The sequence below is a fragment of the Williamsia sp. D3 genome, from assembly GCF_000506245.1.
In the GTDB taxonomy this organism is placed as follows: Bacteria; Actinomycetota; Actinomycetes; order Mycobacteriales; family Mycobacteriaceae; genus Williamsia; species Williamsia muralis.
This window is the reverse complement of sequence record NZ_AYTE01000001.1, coordinates 152,641-170,488: the sequence shown is the minus strand read 5'-3', so window position 1 is coordinate 170,488 and position 17,848 is coordinate 152,641. Positions and strand designations below refer to the sequence as shown.

Below are 17,848 nucleotides of genomic sequence, written 5' to 3'. Positions count from 1 at the left end.
CCCAGCCGGCCGGTTGGGTCGTTTTCACGTGTGTACGCCCCCGGGGCGAGAGTCAGGTGCTCACCAGGAACTCACCGATGAGCTCGGCGGTGCGCTGGGGCTGATCGAGCATGATCAAGACGTAGGCGTCGTCGACCTCGGCGAGGGTGCCCTTGGGGAACAGGTCGGCGAGCTGTTGCCCGTGCTCACGCCGCATCACGTTGGTCTCCGGCGCCCAGATGATCAGCACAGGCCCCGCGAAGTCGCGCAGCTTCTCGGTTGCAGCGATCAGAGCTGCCTTGTCGAATCTCGTTCGGCAGTAGGCCAGTACGTCTCGGCGGACGTCGGCTGATGCCACCCCGGGATCGGTCCATTGCGCGATGATGTCGTCCGGGATGCGTTTTTTGCCATCAGCCCGAGGACCATCGGAGTCCGGCGTAAGAAGCGGTTGCGAAACTGGTGCAGCGCGAACAGGATTCCGCCCGGTACCGAGACCGCGACCTTCACCACCTTGCCGGGGAACCCCGGTGGGAAGTTGTCGTACGCTTCGGCCGGGCAGACCACCAGGCGGGTGATCCGTTCACCGGACGTGAGCTCGGGCAAGAACAACGGCCCGCCCCAGTCGCTCAGGATCAGCGTCACCTGCTGCAGGTGCAGTGCCGCCAAAAACTCGGAGAGGATGCCGACCATTCCGGGCATCGTCAGGTCGGCATCGGGGTGCATCGGGATGCGATGGCCGCCCAATGGCAGTACAGGCAACAGGTAGCGGAAGCCGTCAGGCAGGAGTGGCAGCACCAGATCCCACTGGTGGTCGTTCATCAGCAATCCGTGGGTGAGCACCACGGGAGGGCCTTCCGGATTTCCCACCTCGCGATACTCGATGGTTCCTGCGCTCAGCTGCACTGTCTGCATGGTGACCTCCCCGGCACTAGAGCAATCGTTCTAGAACGATTGCTCTAGTATGGGACGCGGAGGTGATGATGGCAAGAGGAACGCGCGAGACGATCCTGACCACGGCGGTCGAACTGATGCGGGTGCACGGGTACGCAGCGCTGAGCATGAAGCAGATCGTCGCCGGCTCCGGTGCGCCGATCGGGTCCATCTACCATCACTTTCCCGAGGGCAAGGCGCAGATCGCCCGTGAGGCACTGGTGAACGCGGGCGTCGCCTACGCCGCAATCATCCCGGCGGTCTTCGCCGACCAGGCCGACCTCGCAGACGGCATCAGAGCGGCGTTCGCCCTGGCTGCCGAGGACATCGAGCAGACCGGTTTTGCAAACATGTGTCCCGTGTCCACCGTTGCCGGTGAGGTCGCAAATGCCGACGAATCGCTCCGGTTGGCCGCAGCATCGGTGTTCGGTGACTGGATCACGTTGGGAACGGCGTACTTCGAGAGTCGAGGCATCCACCCGGACACGGCGAGGGAGGTCATCATCGCCATCATCTGCGCGTTGGAGGGGGCCTTTGTGATGACCCGGACCCTGCGCGACACCGCCCCACTACTCGCGGCCGGGGCGGCCTTGGCAGGTACTTACCAAGGGATGCCGCTGACCGAGAAAGCGACGACCAAGCGTTCTACCTGAACGCAGAGAACGGAGCCGGGCTGGCCATGGTCGCGCCGCGGAAGCGGTCGCACACCACGTCGATCAGGTCAGGATGAGCCCCGATCGGGCCGGCTATCAAAGACCCCGGGGCAAGATGGTCTACGGCCGCGTCGACGCGTTCGGTCAGCAATCCTGCGGACAAGAAATACGGGCTGACAACAACACGTCGTGCACCGCCGCGACGCAGACTCCGTAGAGCCTGATGCAGATCGCTGTGATCCCGGCCCAGTCGGGTCGCGAAGACCGTCTGCACCAACGGTGTCCGGAGCCGGACGGCGAGTTCTGCGGCGCGGGCCCGAACGGCCTCGTCGGCAGTGGGATCGCTGGATCCGACCGCGGTCAACACGACGCCGTCGGTGGCGCGGATGCCGGCCTGGTCCAGCCGGCCGATCAGCGCGCTGACGATCCGGGGATCATCTCCGAGTGGAGGCAACTGCCGGACCTCGATGTCGGGGTTGGCGGCGCAGGCGTCGGAGACGATCGCCGGAAGATCGACCTTGCTGTGAAAAGCGTTGGACAGCAGCAGGGGAGCGACCATCACCCGGCCAGTGCAGCCCGCGAGGACTCCGGCGACGCTCGGAGAATTGAGGTCGAGGTAGCCGAGGCGCACATCGACCCCGGGAAGCCGGATGCGGACACCATGGGTGATCCGTTCCATGGTGGCCGCGAACCGGGGGTCGCGGCTGCCATGGGCGGCGAGCACAAGTGTTGTCACACAAGTTCTTTCAGGTGTAGCTGTGACAGGGCGTCGCCCACCAGTCCGGCGCCGAGGGTGTTGCCGCCCTGCGGGTCGATCAACAGGAAACTGCCGGTCTCGCGGTTGGTGTTGTAATCGTCGGCGCTGATCGGCTGTGCGGTCTGCACCGAGATCCGGCCGATCTGGTTCAGTTCCAGCGATTCGGGCTGATCGCGGAGTACCAGTTCCTGTTCGTCGAACAGCACCTCGAGTTCGCCGACGATCGCCTGGGTGGTGCGGGCGCCGTGCTTGAGCAGGAGTCGAGCACCCGGACGCAGAGCCTTGTCGCCGAGCCAGCAGACCGTGGCACTGAACTGCGAAATGGGTTCTGGCGCATCGGCGACTGCGGCGATCACGTCACCGCGGGAGACGTCGACGTCGTCCGCGAGGAGCACGGTTACGCTGCGCCCGGTGTGGGCGGACTGCAGCGAACCGTCCGCGGTGTCGATGCGTTCGACGGTGGTGCGGGTGCCCGAAGGCAGGACAACCACCTCGTCGCCGACGGTGACCCGTCCGGCGGCGACCTGACCGGCGTATCCCCGGTAGTCGGGGTACTCAGGTGTGCGGGGCCGGATCACGTACTGCACAGGGAAGCGGAAACCGACCGGCTTGCGGTCGTCTTCGACGGGCACGGACTCGAGGTGCTCGATCAGTGTCGGTCCGTCGTAGAAGGGCGTGTTGTCCGAACGCACGGCGACGTTATCGCCGTGTAGCGCCGACACCGGGATCGAGACGACCCGATCGGCACTCCAACCGAGCGAGGTTGTCATGTCGGTGAACTGGGTCCGGATCTCGCCGAACACCTTCTCCGGGTCGTCGACCAGGTCGATCTTGTTGACTGCCAACACAAGTCGGGGCACACCCAGCAAGGCCATCACCGCGGCATGCCGGCGGGTCTGCGAGATGACACCCTTGCGGGCATCAACGAGCAGGATGACCAGGCCCGCAGTGGACGCGCCGGACACCGTGTTGCGCGTGTACTGCACATGCCCTGGCGTGTCGGCCAGCACAAACGAACGCGTCGGTGTGGCGAAGTAGCGGTAGGCGACATCGATGGTGATGCCCTGTTCGCGCTCGGCGCGCAGACCGTCGACGAGCAGCGACAGGTCCGGTTGATCGAGGCCCTTGTCGACCGAGGCGCGGGTGACCGCGTCGATCTGGTCGGCCAGCACGGACTTGGTGTCGTACAGCAACCGGCCGACGAGGGTCGACTTGCCGTCGTCCACACTGCCGGCAGTGGCCAGACGCAGCAGATCAGGTGAAGCACTCATCAGAAATATCCCTCGCGCTTACGGTCTTCCATCGCGGCCTCCGAGACCCGGTCGTCGCCGCGGGTGGCACCGCGTTCGGTCAGGCGCGAGGCCGCGACCTCGGCCAGGACGGCCTCGTTGTCGGACGCGTCGGACAACACGGCCCCGGTGGTCGATCCGTCGCCCACGGTCCGGTACCGGACCGAGAGCTTCTGGATCTGTTCACCGTCGGCGGGTCCGCCCCAGGGGCCGGGCGTCATCCACATGCCGTCGCGTGAGTAGACCTCGCGCTCGTGCGCGTAATAGATCGAGGGGAGGAGCACCTGCTCGCGGGCGATGTACCGCCACACGTCCAGTTCGGTCCAGTTCGACAACGGGAACACGCGAACGTGCTCGCCGGGTGCGTGCTTGCCGTTGTAGAGGTTCCACAGTTCGGGCCGCTGGCGCTTGGGGTCCCACTGCCCGAAGGCGTTGCGGAGCGAGAAGATCCGCTCCTTGGCGCGCGAACGCTCCTCGTCCCGGCGGGCGCCACCGAACACGGCGTCGAACCGGTTCTCGGTGATCGCGTCGAGAAGGGGAACGGTCTGCAGCGGATTCCGGATGCCGTCCGGGCGTTCGGTCAGCCTGCCATCGGCCAGGTAGTCCTCGACCTTGGCGACGTGCAGGCGCAGGCTGTGCCGCTCCACCACGTCGTCACGGAACTGCAGCACCTCGGGCAGGTTGTGCCCGGTGTCGACGTGCAGCAGTGAAAACGGCAGTGGCGCAGGCCAGAACGCCTTGAGTGCGACGTGCAGCAGCACCGTCGAGTCCTTGCCTCCGGAGAACAGGATCACCGGGCGTTCGAACTCGCCTGCCACCTCCCGGAAGATGTGGATCGCCTCGGACTCGAGGGCGTCGAGAGTGCTGAACTCATCCGCGGTCTCGATGGGCAGTACGTCGGTGTTCTGGTCGATTGTCATGACGCGTGCAACCCGCATTCTGTCTTGGCCAGTCCGGCCCATCGGCCACTTCGGGGATCGGCGCCGTTGATCGGCTTGGTGGTGCAGGGAGCGCATCCGATCGACGGATATCCCTCGTCCACAAGGGGATTGACCAGTACGCCCTTGCGGTCGATGTAGTCCTGGAACTCGTCGTCGGTCCAGGCGGCGATCGGATTGATCTTCACCAACCCGAATGCCTCGTCGAAGGAGATCAGAGGCGCGTTGGCACGAGTGGGGGACTCCACCCGGCGGATACCGGTGACCCACGCGCGATAGCCCGACAGCTCACGTTTGAGCGGCACCACCTTGCGCAACCGGCAGCACTCGCCGGGATCGGAGGCGAACAGATTGCGTCCCACGATCGCATCCTGCTGGGCGACGCTCTGCTCCGCTTTGGCGTTCACGATCTCGACGCCGTAGACCTGTTCGACGGCGTCGCGGGTGCCGAGGGTCTCGGCGAAGTGATAGCCGGTGTCGAGAAACAGCACCTTGAGTTTGCTGCCGTTCAACTGCTCGGGGGTGACGGCAGAGGCCGCAACGTCCACGAGCACCGCATCCTGCATGTTGGATGCGACGATGAAGTCGGTGCCGAAAGTGTCTGCGGTCCAGCGCATCAGGTCGTGTGCTGAGGCGTCCGGGCCCAGCAGCGCAGCCCCTTCCGCCGCCAGATCGCGCAACTCCGTCTCACTGCGAACTGCGGTACTCATCGCAAATCCTCCTCGTCGGCGCGAATCGCCCACTGGGCGAAACGCTCACCGTCACTGCGTTGCTTCACGAAATTGCGGACCACGCGGTCCATGTAGTCACCGATCTCGCCGGAGAGCACCTTGTGCTGACGGAGTTTGCGGCCGAATGCCGAATCCTGACCAAGCTGCCGCCGAGGTGAACCTGGAAGCCTTCCACGGTGTTGCCATCGGCGTCCTCGACGAGCATGCCCTTGAATCCGATGTCGGCGATCTGTGCGCGGGCGCACGAGTTGGGACAGCCGTTGATGTTCACCGTGATCGGGACGTCGAGCTGGTCGTTGATGTCGGCGAGCCGCGACTCCAACTCGGGCACCAGCACCTGCGATCGTTTGCGCGTCTCGGTGAACGACAACTTGCAGAACTCGATACCCGAACAGGCCATCAGGTTGCGCCGCCAGGGCGACGGCCTGGCGATCAGCCCGAGAGGTGCGAGTTCGGAGATGAGCTGCTCGACCTTGTCGTCGGCGACGTCGAGGACAACCAGCTTCTGGTACGGGGTGAAGCGGATGCGGTCGGACCCGACCCGGGCTGCGGCATCGGCGACAGCGGTGAGCTTGGAGCCCGACACGCGTCCGGCGATCGCTGCGAACCCGACGGAGTTGAGGCCGTTCTTCAGCTTCTGCACGCCCACGTGGTCGCGCGGTGCGGTGAGCGGGGCAGGCGCCGGTCCGTCGATCAGCTTGCGCCCCAGGTATTCGTCCTCGAGCACCTGGCGGAACTTCTCGATGCCCCAGTCCTTGAGCAGGTACTTCAGCCGGGCCTTGGTACGCAGACGCCGGTATCCGTAGTCGCGGAACAGCGAGACCACGCCCTCCCAGACGTCCGGGACGTCGTCGAGTGCGACCCATGCACCGACCCGCTGCGCCAGCATCGGGTTGGTGGAGAGCCCGCCGCCGACCCACAGGTCGAGTCCGGGCCCGTGCTCGGGATGGTTGACGCCAATGAAGGCGACGTCGTTGATCTCGTGGGCTACGTCCTGCAGGCCGGAGATCGCCGTCTTGAACTTGCGGGGGAGGTTCGAGTACTTCGGGTCGCCGATGTACCGGCGGACGATCTCGTCGATCGCCGGTGTGGGGTCGAGAATCTCGTCCACGGCCTCACCGGCGAGCGGGGAACCGAGCACCACGCGGGGGCAATCCCCGCACGCCTCGGTGGTCTTGAGGCCAACGGCCTCGAGTCGTTGCCAGATCTCGGGGACGTTCTCGATCTCGATCCAGTGATACTGGACGTTCTCACGATCGGAGAGATCCGCTGTATCGCGGGCGAACTCGGTGGAGATCTGACCGATCGTGCGCAACTGCTCGGCAGTCAGTGCGCCGGCGTCGCAGCGGACCCGCATCATGAAATGGCGGGCCTCGAGGAGGTCGATGTTGTCGTCACCGGTCCAGGTGCCGTCATAACCCTCGGCGCGCTGGGTGTAGAGACCCCACCAACGCAACCGGCCGCGCAGATCCTGTTTGTCGATCGAATCGAAGCCCTGCTTGGAATAGATGTTCTCGACGCGGGCGCGGACGTTGAGCGGATTGTCGTCCTTCTTGGCCTGCTCGTTGGGGTTGAGCGGCTCCCGGTATCCGAGTTTCCATTGGCCCTCGGCGCGGCGCTTCGTCGGACGTGCCCGCCGCGCCGGTTTGCCGGGGGCGTCTGCGGTCGACGTCATTGATTCTCCTGTCTGGCGGACTCCGGGCAGCACGGGTGATCAGGGCTCGAGGCACCCGGGAGTCCTGCAAAGGATTGGTACAAGGGAAGAGCGTGGCGCGGGCATGTCACCATCTGCGGTCCGGGCTGGGGACCGTGGGTTGTGCCGCTTGTCAGTTAAGACAGAAAGCGCTGCAAACGCGCTTGAGATCGATGTGCCGTCGCATCGCGAGCCACACCCCTTGAGAAGTCACGTCGCCCATAGTGCCACGGCCTTCCTTGATGCGTCTACTTGGGCTTACTTTGGCTCACTCTGAGCCGAAGTCCATCGGCGCGGTCGACACCGACGTATTCAGGTGTCAACACCCGTCGAGCCGTGGTCATTCCTCCCCGCCAGATTCTTTCTTCTTTGTCCTGCTCCACTGGACGGCCGCGACGATGACCTTGATGCCCACGCCGACGACGATCAGATTGAGGACCATCTGTATCGCCACGATCGCGCGAGAAAGATCGACGGCCGCGGTGATGTCCCCGAAGCCCACGGTCGCGAACACCGACAAGGTGAAATAGAGCGAGCTCATCCGGGACAGCGGCTCGTTGAACTGGGCAGGGTCGTGGGCCGAGAGCATGAAATACCCGAGCGAGAACGCGAGCAGGTAGAGCGGGGTGATCATCGCCAGCGCCTCGAACGCCCGGACCGCCGGCGCCTGTGCACGCAAGATTCGACCAACCTGCCAGACGGCGGCCAGAGCCGCCGCGGCGAGGAATACGAGGATGATGATCACCGCGCCCCAGTCGTCTACAACCGTCCACGGCAGGGCGAAGTACGCGATCAGATAAAGGACCACGCTGCCGACCGATCGCAGCAGAGCCCACACCAGGACGCTCTTCGGCAACTGGATGAAATTTGTTGACCTACCGGGTCCTGTCATCGGTTTTGTCCCTCGCCAGTTGCACTGATTCTGATGTTGTCGCCAGTACTGGGATGATCGAACCACGATGCCGAACACCTTCATCCCGAAGTCGCGATCCGAGACCCCTCTGGGGCTGTACATCCACGTCCCGTTCTGTGCGACGCGGTGCGGTTACTGCGACTTCAACACCTACACACCCGGTGAGCTGGGCAGCAGCTCGTCGCCGGAGCAGTGGCTCTCCGCACTCGACGGTGAACTGTCGATGGCGGCGACCCACCTCGATCAGTCCAGGCCCGTGTCGACGATCTTCGTCGGCGGTGGGACCCCATCCCTGCTGGGTGCGGAGGGTTTGGGGCGCGTCATGGCATCGGTGCGAACTCACTTCGACATCGCGCCGGGGGCCGAGATCACCACCGAATCGAATCCCGAATCGACGTCACCCGAATTCTTCGACGGCATCCTCGCGGCCGGGTTCACCCGCGTGTCACTGGGGATGCAATCGGCGGCGGGTCACGTTCTCGCAGTGCTGGACCGCACGCACACCCCCGGCCGGGCCGTCACCGCCGCGCGTGAGGCCAGGGCCGCCGGGCTCGGACATGTGAACCTCGATCTGATCTACGGCACCCCCGGAGAGCGCGACGAGGATCTCGCCTCGTCCCTCGATGCGGTTCTCGATGCCGGGGTCGACCATGTGTCGGCATACGCGCTGATCGTCGAAGACGGCACCGCCCTGGCCCGCCGGGTGCGCCGGGGGGAGCTGCCTGCTCCCGATGACGACGTGCTCGCGAGCCGGTACGAGATGATCGACGAGCGCCTCTCGGCCGCGGGGCTGCGGTGGTACGAGGTGTCGAACTGGGCGCGAACCTCGGTGCCCGACGCGTTCTGTCGGCACAATCTCGGCTACTGGGACAGCGCCGACTGGTGGGGTGCCGGGCCCGGGGCGCACTCGCACGTCGCGGGGGTCCGCTGGTGGAACCACAAACACCCGGCCAGGTATGCCGCCGCGGTAGCCGCCGCAGAACTACCGGTTGCCGGCCACGAACAGCTGACTCCGGACGATCAACACACCGAACGGGTGATGCTGTCGATCCGCCGTTCGGTCGGGCTCGCGTGGTCCGAACTCCGTCCCGACGAGCAACAGCGGGCCGCGCGAACGATCTCCGACGGGCTCACCGAACGGGTCGGATCGTCCCTGGTTCTGACCAACCGTGGGCGTCTGCTGGCTGATGGCGTGGTCCGTGACCTGTTGGCGGGCTGACACTCTCGACACCGGTACTCGGTTCGCGGGTGAGTTCGGACACGTTGTCCAGGTCGAGTAGTCGTGCATGGATGACGTGCCGGTTGCGCAACGCCGACCGGACTGCGCGATGTAGGCCGTCCTCGAGGTAGATGTCGCCCTGCCAGCGCACGGCGTGTGCGAACAGGTCTCCGTAGAAGGTCGAGTCTTCCGAGAGCAGCTTGTCCAGAGCGAGCACCGTGGTGACGGTGATGAGCTGATCGAGCCGCAACTGGCGCGGGGGGATCTTGGCCCAATCGCGAATGGACAACTGATGGTCCGGGTACGGCTTCCCGTCGCGGACGCCCTTGAAAATCACCGGTTCACCGTATCGGTTCTCCGTCGCCGTAGACTTGATGAATGCTGTGAAGTGCCCATTGTCCAAAGCCGAGGGCTGGAGGTGAACTGCTCATGTCGAGCACCGATGAACGTCGTTTCGAAGTACTTCGCGCCATCGTCACCGACTATGTCGCGACGCAGGAGCCGATCGGCTCCAAGGCACTGGTGGATCGCCACCACCTCGGTGTGTCCAGCGCCACCGTCCGCAACGACATGGCCGTCCTGGAGGCCGAGGGGTACATCACCCAGCCGCACACCAGCTCCGGCCGCGTTCCGACGGACAAGGGATACCGCCTGTTCGTCGACCGCATCAGCGAGGTGAAGCCGCTGTCACCGGTGGAGCGGCGCACGATCCTCAGCTTCCTCGATTCCGGCGTCGACCTCGACGACGTACTCCGGCGGTCGGTGCAGTTGCTGGCGCAACTCACGCGGCAGGTCGCGGTGATCCAGTACCCGGTGCTCTCGTCGTCCTCGGTCCGTCACCTCGAGGTGGTGGCACTGACCCCGGCGCGGTTGCTGCTGGTGGTGATCACCGACACCGGCCGTGTCGAACAGCGCATCGTCGACCTCGGCTCCGACCTGAACGACGAGGACATCAGCCGGCTGCGCGACATGTTCGGTGCCGCGCTCAACGGTCAGCGGCTCGAGGTCGCCTCCCACGCGGTCGCGGAGCTGGCCAACAAGGCGCCCGAAGACCTGCGTCAGCCGTTCATCAGGGTCGCGACCGTCCTGGTGGAGACACTGGTCGAGCGATCGGCCGATCGGCTGCTGATGGGTGGCACCTCCAATCTGACTCGGGCCGCCGCCGATTTCGCGCCGATGGCCGGCGCCATGGGATCGGTCCTCGAAGCGCTCGAAGAGCAGGTGGTGGTCCTCAAACTGCTGGCCGCCACACAGAACACCGGCACCGTCACGGTGCAGATCGGCGAGGAGACCCGAGAAGAGAACCTGCGTGGCACCGCCGTGGTTTCCACCGGGTACGGTGCCTCGGGCACTGTGTTCGGTGGTCTCGGCGTGCTCGGACCGACCCGGATGGACTATCCGGGAACGATCGCGTCCGTCGCCGCCGTTGCCAGATACGTCGCGAGGTACTCGCCGATCGATGACGTGCAACGCCGCACACTGACCTGAACAACCCATCCGGACGCGCCTGCTCGGTGCTCCCGGAGATGAATCAAAGAACGGAAAATGCATCGCCGTGGCACGTGACTACTACGGGATCCTTGGTGTGGACAGAGGCGCCAGCGACCAGGAAATCAAACGCGCGTACCGCAAGTTGGCGCGCGAATTGCACCCCGACGTCAACCCTGATGAGTCGGCCCAGAACCGCTTCCAGGACGTGACCGCCGCCTACGAGGTGCTGACCGACCCCGAGAAGCGGCGAATCGTGGATGCCGGCGGTGACCCGCTCGAATCGGCAGGCGCCGGTGGCTTCGGTGGCTTCGGCAACGGCGGGTTCACCGGTGGCCTCGGCGACGTCTTCGAGGCGTTCTTCGGTGGCGCGGGAGGCGGCGGCGGACGGGGTCCGCGTGGTCGCGTCCAAGCAGGTTCCGATGCGCTGCTGCGGATGCGACTCGACCTCGACGAGTGCGCGGCGGGTGTCAGCAAAGAGGTGACGGTCGACACGGCGATTCTCTGCGACGTGTGCACCGGGTCGGGCACAAACGGAAACAGCAAGCCCGTCGTGTGTGAAACCTGCCGTGGCGCAGGCGAAGTGCAGTCGGTGCAACGCTCGTTCCTCGGCCAGGTGATGACGTCGCGGCCGTGCCCCACCTGTGGGGGCGCCGGTGAGACGATTCCCGATCCGTGTCACAAATGCGGTGGTGACGGACGAGTGCGCTCGCGCCGCACCCTCACGGTCAAGATCCCCGCTGGTGTCGCCGATGGCATGCGGGTTCGTCTCGTCGGCCAGGGCGAGGTGGGGCCCGGTGGCGGTCCTGCCGGCGACCTCTACGTGGAGGTCCAGGAGAAGCAACACAGCGTGTTCGTCCGCGACGGCGACGATCTGCACTGCACCGTTCGCGTCCCGATGGTCGACGCCGCCCTCGGTGGCGAGATCGACATCGACACGATCCTGGGCGGCTCCACCCGCGTGGTCATCGAACCCGGAACGCAGCCAGGCCAGATCGCCAAGATCCGTGGTCAGGGAATGCCGCACCTGCACACCGGGGTGCGCGGCACCCTGCATGTGCACCTCGACGTGGTGGTGCCGACGCGCCTCGATTCGCAACAGACCAAGCGTCTCAAGGAGTTCCGGAAGCTGACACTCGAGGACCAGATCGAACTGGTGCACGCCGGATCGTCGAACACCGGGGGACTGTTCTCGCGGCTGCGCAACGCCTTCGCCGGGCGCTGACGCAGGGCCGTGCCGAGAACGCCGTCATGAGTCCGCCGCTGTTCTGGGTCGGCACCGTGCCGCCTGCCGGGGAGATCGCCACCGTGGACGGCGACGAGGGTCGCCATGCCGTCACCGTCACCCGGGTTTCGCCGGGCGAACGCATCATCGTGGCCGACGGTCTGGGGACCTCCGGGCTGGCCGAGGTGATCACGACCGAGGGCAAGGCGTCGCTTCAGGCGCGGGTACTCGATCACGTCGCAGGTCCGCGACGCGACCGCGGGTGACCGTGGTGCAGGCCCTGCCCAAATCTGAACGATCCGAGCTCGCTGTCGACCTCGCCACCGAGGCTGGTGCCGACGCGATCGTGCCGTGGCAGAGCGCGCGCTGCGTGGCGAAATGGGTTGGGCCCAAAGCGGACAAGGGTGTGGCGAAGTGGCGGGCGGCCGCTCGGTCGGCGGCCAAGCAGAGCCGGCGGGCCTTCATCCCGGAGGTGGAAGACCTGGCGGCGACGCGGGACGTCGTGGCGCGCGCACAACAGGTCGTCGCGGCCGGCGGCATCGTCGCGGTCCTGCACGAGAGTGCCCGGACGAGCCTTGCCGCGCTGGACCTGTCGAGCGCTGCGGAGATCATGCTGATCGTGGGACCCGAAGGCGGACTGGACGATTCAGAGATCGATGCCCTCGTGTCGGTCGGTGCGGTCGCGGTCCTGCTCGGACCCGAGGTGCTGCGCACCTCCAGTGCCGCGGCGGTCGCGCTCGGTGCCATCGGCGCGCTGACCCCGCGGTGGGCGGTGGGCACGCCATGGAGGTGAGGGTCACAAGGGTGAAACTTGCCTACGGCGAGCGTAATTCGCAGTTCGGACACGTCTACCTGCCGACATCGCCCGCCGAGAACGGTGTGCCGGTCATCGTCCTCGTGCACGGCGGCTACTGGAGCACCGAGTTCGGGCTCACCATCGAGACCGCCATCGCCCGCGATCTCGCCGCCCGCGGAGCTGTGGTCTGGAACATCGAGTACCGCCGCGTCGGGGAAGAAGGCGGCGGATGGCCACGCACGGGCAACGACGTCGTCGCCGCGATCTCCGCGCTCGACGGCCCGGTCCGATACGCCTTGCCCGAGCACATCGCGTCCGCAGCCGACTGGTCGCGGGTCACCGTCATCGGGCACTCGGCGGGCGGCCAGCTCGGGGTGTGGGCCGTGGCCCAGCTGGGCGCCGCGACCAAGAGAGCAGCGATCTCCACGGTGATCGCGCAAGCAGCACCGCTCGATCTGCAGTCGGGTGGACGCGCCGGACGCCCGTCACTGCGTGCGCTGATGGGGGCTTCGATCAAGCAGGCGCCGCAGCTCTACCGCGACGCCTCGCCGGTGGAGCAGGCACCCTTTCCCGCCCATGTCGTGGCGATCCACGGCGAGCTCGATGAGTCCGTGCCGGTCGAGGTGAGTCGCGACTACGTGCACCGCGTGGTGCACGCCGGCCAGTCGGCCGAACTGATCGTGGTCCCCGGTGAGGGTCATGACGTGTTCGTCAATCCGCGCAGCAGGGGTCATCGGGAGACGGTCCGGGTACTGGGTATCTGACGGCGCGAGGTCCGCCTTCGGCGAGCAGCGAAATATTGACGTGAAACCGGGCGTTTCATCGACGTAGAATCAATCGAACCCAGCGGCAGAGCAGGAGAAAAGAACTTCGTGAGAGATGACAACAGCGCGACCCGAACCAGCGACGACGCGGACGGGACATCGGCGCGTACAACGGTGACAACAACCCTCGAAGTGTCACCGGACGTCATCTTCGGACTGCTGGGCGCTGGTGACAAGAATCTGAAGCAGCTCGAGTCCGATCTGACCGCCGACATCCATGTACGTGGCAACGCCGTGAAGTTGACCGGAGAACCCGCCGACGTGGCGATCGCCGAGCGCGTTCTCGCCGAACTGTCCTCGGTGGTGCGGCGCGGAACCCCGTTGACGCCGGACCTCGTCCGCCACAGCGTCGGCATGCTGACCGACGGGTCGGGGGCTTCGCCTGCGGAGGTGCTGAGTCTGGACATCATCTCCAGGCGCGGCAAGACCATCCGGCCCAAGACGCTCAACCAGAAGCACTACGTCGACGCCATCGACAAGAACACCATCGTCTTCGGGATGGGTCCGGCCGGTACCGGCAAGACCTACCTCGCGATGGCCAAGGCTGTGCAGTCGTTGCAGGCCAAAGAGGTGAGCCGGATCATCCTGACCCGTCCTGCGGTCGAGGCCGGCGAGCGTCTGGGGTTCCTTCCGGGCACCTTGCACGAGAAGATCGACCCGTATCTGCGGCCACTGCACGACGCCCTCCACGACATGATGGATCCCGAGGCGATCCCGAAACTGATGGAAGCCGGGGTCATCGAGGTGGCACCGCTGGCCTACATGCGTGGCCGCACCCTCAACGACGCGTTCATCATTCTCGACGAGGCGCAGAACACCACGGCCGAACAGATGAAGATGTTCCTCACCCGGCTCGGCTTCGGGTCGAAGATCGTGGTGACGGGCGACGTGACCCAGGTGGACCTGCCGGGCAACTCCGAGAGTGGGCTGCGTGCCGCAAGCCGCATCCTCGAGAACATCGACGACATCTTCTTCTCGCACCTCACCAGCGCCGACGTCGTACGCCATCGCCTGGTGTCCGACATCGTCGACGCCTATGGCCGAGATGAGGCAGCGGCAGAATTGCACGGCAATCGCGCACAGCGCCGTGCCGCAGCCGGCGGGCGTCACCGATGAACGCGGACTCACCCCGAACGACGGGCGGAGACCTGTGAGTATCGAGGTCTCCAACGAATCCGGCGTCGATGTGCCCGAAGAAATGCTCATCGACGTCGCCACCTTCGCGCTCGGCCGCATGGATGTACATCCGGCGGCCGAGTTGTCGATGGTGCTGGTCGACAGCGAGACGATGGCAGAGCTGCACATGCGCTGGATGGACCTGCCCGGTCCCACCGACGTGATGAGCTTTCCGATGGACGAACTGAGTCCGGGCGGACGCCCCGACACCGCAGGACCAGGGCCTTCGATGCTCGGTGACATCGTGCTGTGTCCGGAGTTCGCGGCGGAGCAGGCCGCGACCGCCCGGCACTCCACCGACCACGAATTGTCCATCCTCACCGTGCACGGCGTGCTGCACCTCCTCGGCTTCGACCATGCCGAGCCCGAGGAAGAGAAGGCGATGTTCGGTCTACAGGGCCAGATCATCGAAGACTGGTATGACGACCGGCGCGCTCGCGCCCGTGCCGCCCGGATGGCCCAGCGAGACGCGAAGCTGCTGCACAGCACTGGTTTCGACGACGACTCACCGACCTCCGAGGGAAGCTGATCACCAGTGCCCGCTGATATAGCCCCGCTGATCGCCGCAGTTGCGCTGGTATCGATCGGCGGCGTCTTCGCGGCCATCGACAACGCACTCGTGACGGTGTCGCCCGCGCGGGTCGAGGACCTGGTCAAAGACGGCCGTCCTGGCGCTCGCCGGCTTCGCGACGTGCTCACCGATCGGGCCAAGTACGTTGCTCTGACCGTGCTGCTGCGCATCGTCTGCGAAACTGCCGCAACGGTTTTCGCCGCCGGATACGCCGTCGAGGTGCTCGGTACCCCCTGGGGTGTCGTGGTGGCCATCGGCGTGATGGCAGTGGTCAGCTACGTGGTGATCGGAGTGGGCCCACGCACCCTCGGCAGCCAGAACGCCTACTCGTTCGCGGTGAACTCCGCGGCTGTCCTGCAGATCATCGGGGTGCTGCTCACCCCGCTGACCCGGCTGCTGATCGCTCTCGGTAACGCGATCACCCCCGGAAAGGGCTTTCGCAACGGACCGTTCGCCACCGAGGTCGAGTTGCGTGAGGTGGTCGACATGGCCGAGCTCACCGGTGTCGTGGCCGCGGGCGAACGACGCATGATCCAGTCGGTGTTCGACCTCGGCGACACCAGCGCACGCGAGGTGATGGTTCCCCGCGGTGAGATGGTGTGGATCGAGGCGACGAAGACCGCTGCCCAGGCCACGTCGCTGGCCGTACGGTCGGGACATTCCCGTCTGCCGGTGATCGGCGAGAACCCCGACGACGTTCTCGGGGTGGTGTACCTCAAAGACCTGGTGCAGCGCGGACTTCCACCGGCTCAGCCGACTGCGGTGGAAGTACGCGAACTGATGCGCGAAGCCGAGTTCATCCCCGATTCCAAGCCCCTGGACAAGGTGCTCGCCGACATGCAGCGCAGTCGCAATCACATGGCGCTGTTGGTCGACGAGTACGGCGGTATCGCCGGTCTGGTGACCATCGAGGATGTGCTCGAGGAGATCGTGGGCGAGATCAACGACGAGTACGACACCGACGAAACCCCGCCCATCGAGGCTCTCGACGACGGCACGGACGGATACCGGGTGTCGTCGCGACTGCCGGTCCAGGACCTCGCGGAGTTGTTCGACGTGGAGTTCGACGAAGACGACGTGGAGACCGTCGGTGGATTGTTCGGCCTTGTCCTCGGCCGGGTTCCGCTGCCCGGAGCCGTTGTGGAATTGCACGGACTCGAGTTGATCGCCGAGGGCGGGCCGAATCGGCAGGGGCGCGTACGGATCACGTCGGTTGTGGTGCACCGGGTTCCCGAGAAAGAACTCGAGAAGAAGAAGAAGCGGAAGAAGAAGCGCGACGTCTCCGAAGCCGAGAACGTCGACACGGCCGACCACCAGCCGGACACCGCCGAACGCACCACCCAGCTACACGAGGAGGCGTCATGAGCCGACCAGCGGCTTCCGGACTCGATGACGAGGACAGCAAACTGTTGACGTTGGCGCGGGGTGCGATGGCTCGATCCGGCGGCGACACCGGCGCGGCGGTACGGGACACCGATGGCAGGACGTATGCCGCCGGTCCCGTCGCTCTCACCTCGCTGCGGCTGTCTGCGCTGCAGGTGGCAGTGGCGATGGCAGTGGCCAGCGGCGCCGAGGGATTCGAGGCGGCGGTCATCGCGTCCGGTGCCGATGTGGGCGAGGATCCGGGTCTGGCACCGCTGACCGAGGTCAGCGCCAGTGCGTACGCGCTGGCAGTAAACTCTTCGGGCGATGTCCGGCATCTGGCGGTACCAGCGTGAGTGTTCCAGAGAGCGACTCCGACTTCCGGTCGGGTTTCGTCTGTTTCGTCGCGCCGAACACCGGTAAATCGACGTTGACCAACGCGCTGGTGGGGGAGAAGATCGCGATCACCTCCAGTCGGCCGCAGACCACTCGGCACACGATCCGGGGCATCGTGAACCGCGAGGACACCCAGCTCATCCTGGTGGACACCCCAGGTTTGCACCGGCCCCGCACCCTTCTCGGTAAACGACTGAACGACCTTGTGCGCGACACGTATTCGGAAGTCGACGCAATCGGATTCTGTGTCCCTGCCGACGAGAAGATCGGGCCCGGGGATCGCTGGATCGCTCAGCAGCTCAAAGAGATGGCCCCGAAGACGCCCGTGGTCGGCCTGGTCACGAAGATCGACAAGGTCAAACCCGACCGCGTCGCTCAGCAGCTGATGGCATTGTCCGGACTGCTCGGACCCGACAGCGAGGTGGTGCCCATCTCCGCTGCCAAGGGCAAACAATTGGACGTGCTCGTCAACGTCCTACGCGGATTGATGGAGCCGGGCCCGGCGTACTACCCCGACGGCGAATTGACCGACGAACCCGAGACCACCTTGATGGCCGAGTTCATCCGGGAGGCCGCACTCGAGGGAATCCACGACGAGCTGCCCCATTCCCTCGCCGTGGTGATCGAGGAGATCATCGAACGGGAGGCTCCGGAAGGGCAGATCCCGATGGTCGACGTGCACGCGAATTTGTACGTGGAACGCGATAGCCAGAAGGGCATCATCATCGGGAAGAAGGGTGCTCGACTCAAAGAGGTCGGCACGGTGGCCCGCGTTCAGATCGAGAAAGTACTGGGTGCCAAGGTGTACTTGGACCTTCATGTGAAGGTGGCCAAGGACTGGCAGCGCGACCCCAAGCAGTTGGGACGACTCGGCTTCTGACGGGCGCGCGACAACGACGATCGAGGGA

17 protein-coding genes and 3 pseudogenes are annotated in these 17,848 nt (G+C 65.7%); 11 read left to right on the top strand and 9 right to left on the bottom strand.

Annotated features, from left to right (window positions below; translation table 11 throughout):
* Positions 1-52: 52 nt before the first annotated feature.
* Both W823_RS59425 and W823_RS31950 read right to left on the bottom strand, forming a co-directional pair.
* Positions 53-337 carry an alpha/beta fold hydrolase gene (locus W823_RS59425; RefSeq protein WP_369792551.1) on the bottom strand — a complete coding sequence of 95 codons (285 nt, stop codon included), beginning with the start codon at positions 335-337 and terminating at the stop codon, positions 53-55.
* Positions 268-891 carry an alpha/beta fold hydrolase gene (locus W823_RS31950; protein ID WP_369792550.1) on the bottom strand — a complete coding sequence of 208 codons (624 nt, stop codon included), beginning with the start codon at positions 889-891 and terminating at the stop codon, positions 268-270. Before W823_RS31950 ends, W823_RS59425 begins: the two co-directional genes overlap by 70 nt.
* Positions 892-959: 68 nt before the next feature.
* On the opposite strand from W823_RS31950, the gene W823_RS31945 reads away from it, so the two are divergent.
* Positions 960-1,562, top strand: coding sequence for a TetR/AcrR family transcriptional regulator (locus tag W823_RS31945; RefSeq protein ID WP_031331078.1), 603 nt, complete (start codon positions 960-962; stop codon positions 1,560-1,562).
* Here the strand turns inward: W823_RS31945 and W823_RS31940 are convergent.
* From W823_RS31940 to W823_RS31915, 6 genes and pseudogenes are all read right to left on the bottom strand, one after another.
* The gene (locus W823_RS31940; protein ID WP_023953988.1) at positions 1,555-2,298 is read right to left on the bottom strand and encodes a sirohydrochlorin chelatase; all 744 of its coding nucleotides are present in this window, start codon (positions 2,296-2,298) and stop codon (positions 1,555-1,557) included. The genes W823_RS31945 and W823_RS31940 overlap by 8 nt on opposite strands.
* The gene (locus tag W823_RS31935; RefSeq protein ID WP_023953986.1) at positions 2,295-3,590 is read right to left on the bottom strand and encodes a sulfate adenylyltransferase subunit 1; all 1,296 of its coding nucleotides are present in this window, start codon (positions 3,588-3,590) and stop codon (positions 2,295-2,297) included. The genes W823_RS31940 and W823_RS31935 overlap by 4 nt, the downstream gene beginning before the upstream one ends.
* Positions 3,590-4,528: a sulfate adenylyltransferase subunit CysD gene (gene cysD, locus W823_RS31930; RefSeq protein ID WP_038252058.1), complete on the bottom strand. Its 939-nt coding sequence runs from the start codon at positions 4,526-4,528 to the stop codon at positions 3,590-3,592. Before cysD ends, W823_RS31935 begins: the two co-directional genes overlap by 1 nt.
* Positions 4,525-5,256, bottom strand: a complete 732-nt coding sequence (locus W823_RS31925) for a phosphoadenylyl-sulfate reductase (RefSeq protein WP_023953982.1) — start codon at positions 5,254-5,256, stop codon at positions 4,525-4,527. Before W823_RS31925 ends, cysD begins: the two co-directional genes overlap by 4 nt.
* A pseudogene (locus W823_RS31920) lies at positions 5,253-6,952 on the bottom strand (nitrite/sulfite reductase). The gene W823_RS31925 and the pseudogene W823_RS31920 overlap by 4 nt, the downstream one beginning before the upstream one ends.
* Before the next feature lie 358 nt (positions 6,953-7,310).
* On the bottom strand, positions 7,311-7,862 hold the full coding sequence (locus W823_RS31915) for an ion channel (RefSeq protein WP_031331076.1): 552 nt from the start codon (positions 7,860-7,862) through the stop codon (positions 7,311-7,313).
* A gap of 67 nt (positions 7,863-7,929) precedes the next feature.
* Here W823_RS31915 and hemW point away from each other — a divergent pair, with 67 nt between their 5' ends.
* Positions 7,930-9,102 (top strand): radical SAM family heme chaperone HemW, encoded by a 1,173-nt coding sequence (gene hemW, locus W823_RS31910; protein WP_023953978.1) that lies wholly within the window; start codon positions 7,930-7,932, stop codon positions 9,100-9,102.
* Here hemW and W823_RS31905 read toward each other — a convergent pair.
* On the bottom strand, positions 9,014-9,439 hold the full coding sequence (locus tag W823_RS31905; protein ID WP_031331075.1) for a type II toxin-antitoxin system VapB family antitoxin: 426 nt from the start codon (positions 9,437-9,439) through the stop codon (positions 9,014-9,016). The two genes, hemW and W823_RS31905, sit on opposite strands and share 89 nt — an antisense overlap.
* 92 nt (positions 9,440-9,531) lie before the next feature.
* On the opposite strand from W823_RS31905, the pseudogene hrcA reads away from it, so the two are divergent.
* From hrcA to era, 9 genes and pseudogenes are all read left to right on the top strand, one after another.
* Positions 9,532-10,565 (top strand): annotated as a pseudogene (gene hrcA / locus W823_RS31900) (heat-inducible transcriptional repressor HrcA).
* A 92-nt stretch (positions 10,566-10,657) separates the two neighbouring features.
* Positions 10,658-11,815 carry a molecular chaperone DnaJ gene (dnaJ, locus tag W823_RS31895; RefSeq protein ID WP_023953972.1) on the top strand — a complete coding sequence of 386 codons (1,158 nt, stop codon included), beginning with the start codon at positions 10,658-10,660 and terminating at the stop codon, positions 11,813-11,815.
* 26 nt (positions 11,816-11,841) lie between these two features.
* Positions 11,842-12,608 (top strand): annotated as a pseudogene (locus tag W823_RS31890) (16S rRNA (uracil(1498)-N(3))-methyltransferase).
* Entirely contained in the window at positions 12,599-13,375 is a 777-nt protein-coding gene (locus W823_RS31885) for a S9 family peptidase (protein WP_023953970.1), read from the top strand. The pseudogene W823_RS31890 and the gene W823_RS31885 overlap by 10 nt, the downstream one beginning before the upstream one ends.
* A 174-nt stretch (positions 13,376-13,549) precedes the next feature.
* Positions 13,550-14,551 carry a PhoH family protein gene (locus W823_RS31880; RefSeq protein WP_099384646.1) on the top strand — a complete coding sequence of 334 codons (1,002 nt, stop codon included), beginning with the start codon at positions 13,550-13,552 and terminating at the stop codon, positions 14,549-14,551.
* Positions 14,552-14,585: 34 nt separating this feature from the next.
* A complete protein-coding gene (ybeY, locus tag W823_RS31875; RefSeq protein ID WP_031331071.1) occupies positions 14,586-15,140 on the top strand; it encodes an rRNA maturation RNase YbeY in 555 nt (184 codons plus the stop codon).
* Between the two features lie 6 nt (positions 15,141-15,146).
* Positions 15,147-16,547 (top strand): hemolysin family protein, encoded by a 1,401-nt coding sequence (locus W823_RS31870; protein WP_023953964.1) that lies wholly within the window; start codon positions 15,147-15,149, stop codon positions 16,545-16,547.
* Entirely contained in the window at positions 16,544-16,900 is a 357-nt protein-coding gene (locus W823_RS31865) for a cytidine deaminase (protein WP_023953962.1), read from the top strand. Before W823_RS31870 ends, W823_RS31865 begins: the two co-directional genes overlap by 4 nt.
* Positions 16,897-17,820, top strand: a complete 924-nt coding sequence (gene era, locus W823_RS31860) for a GTPase Era (protein WP_023953960.1) — start codon at positions 16,897-16,899, stop codon at positions 17,818-17,820. Before W823_RS31865 ends, era begins: the two co-directional genes overlap by 4 nt.
* The last annotated feature ends 28 nt before the right edge of the window (positions 17,821-17,848 follow it).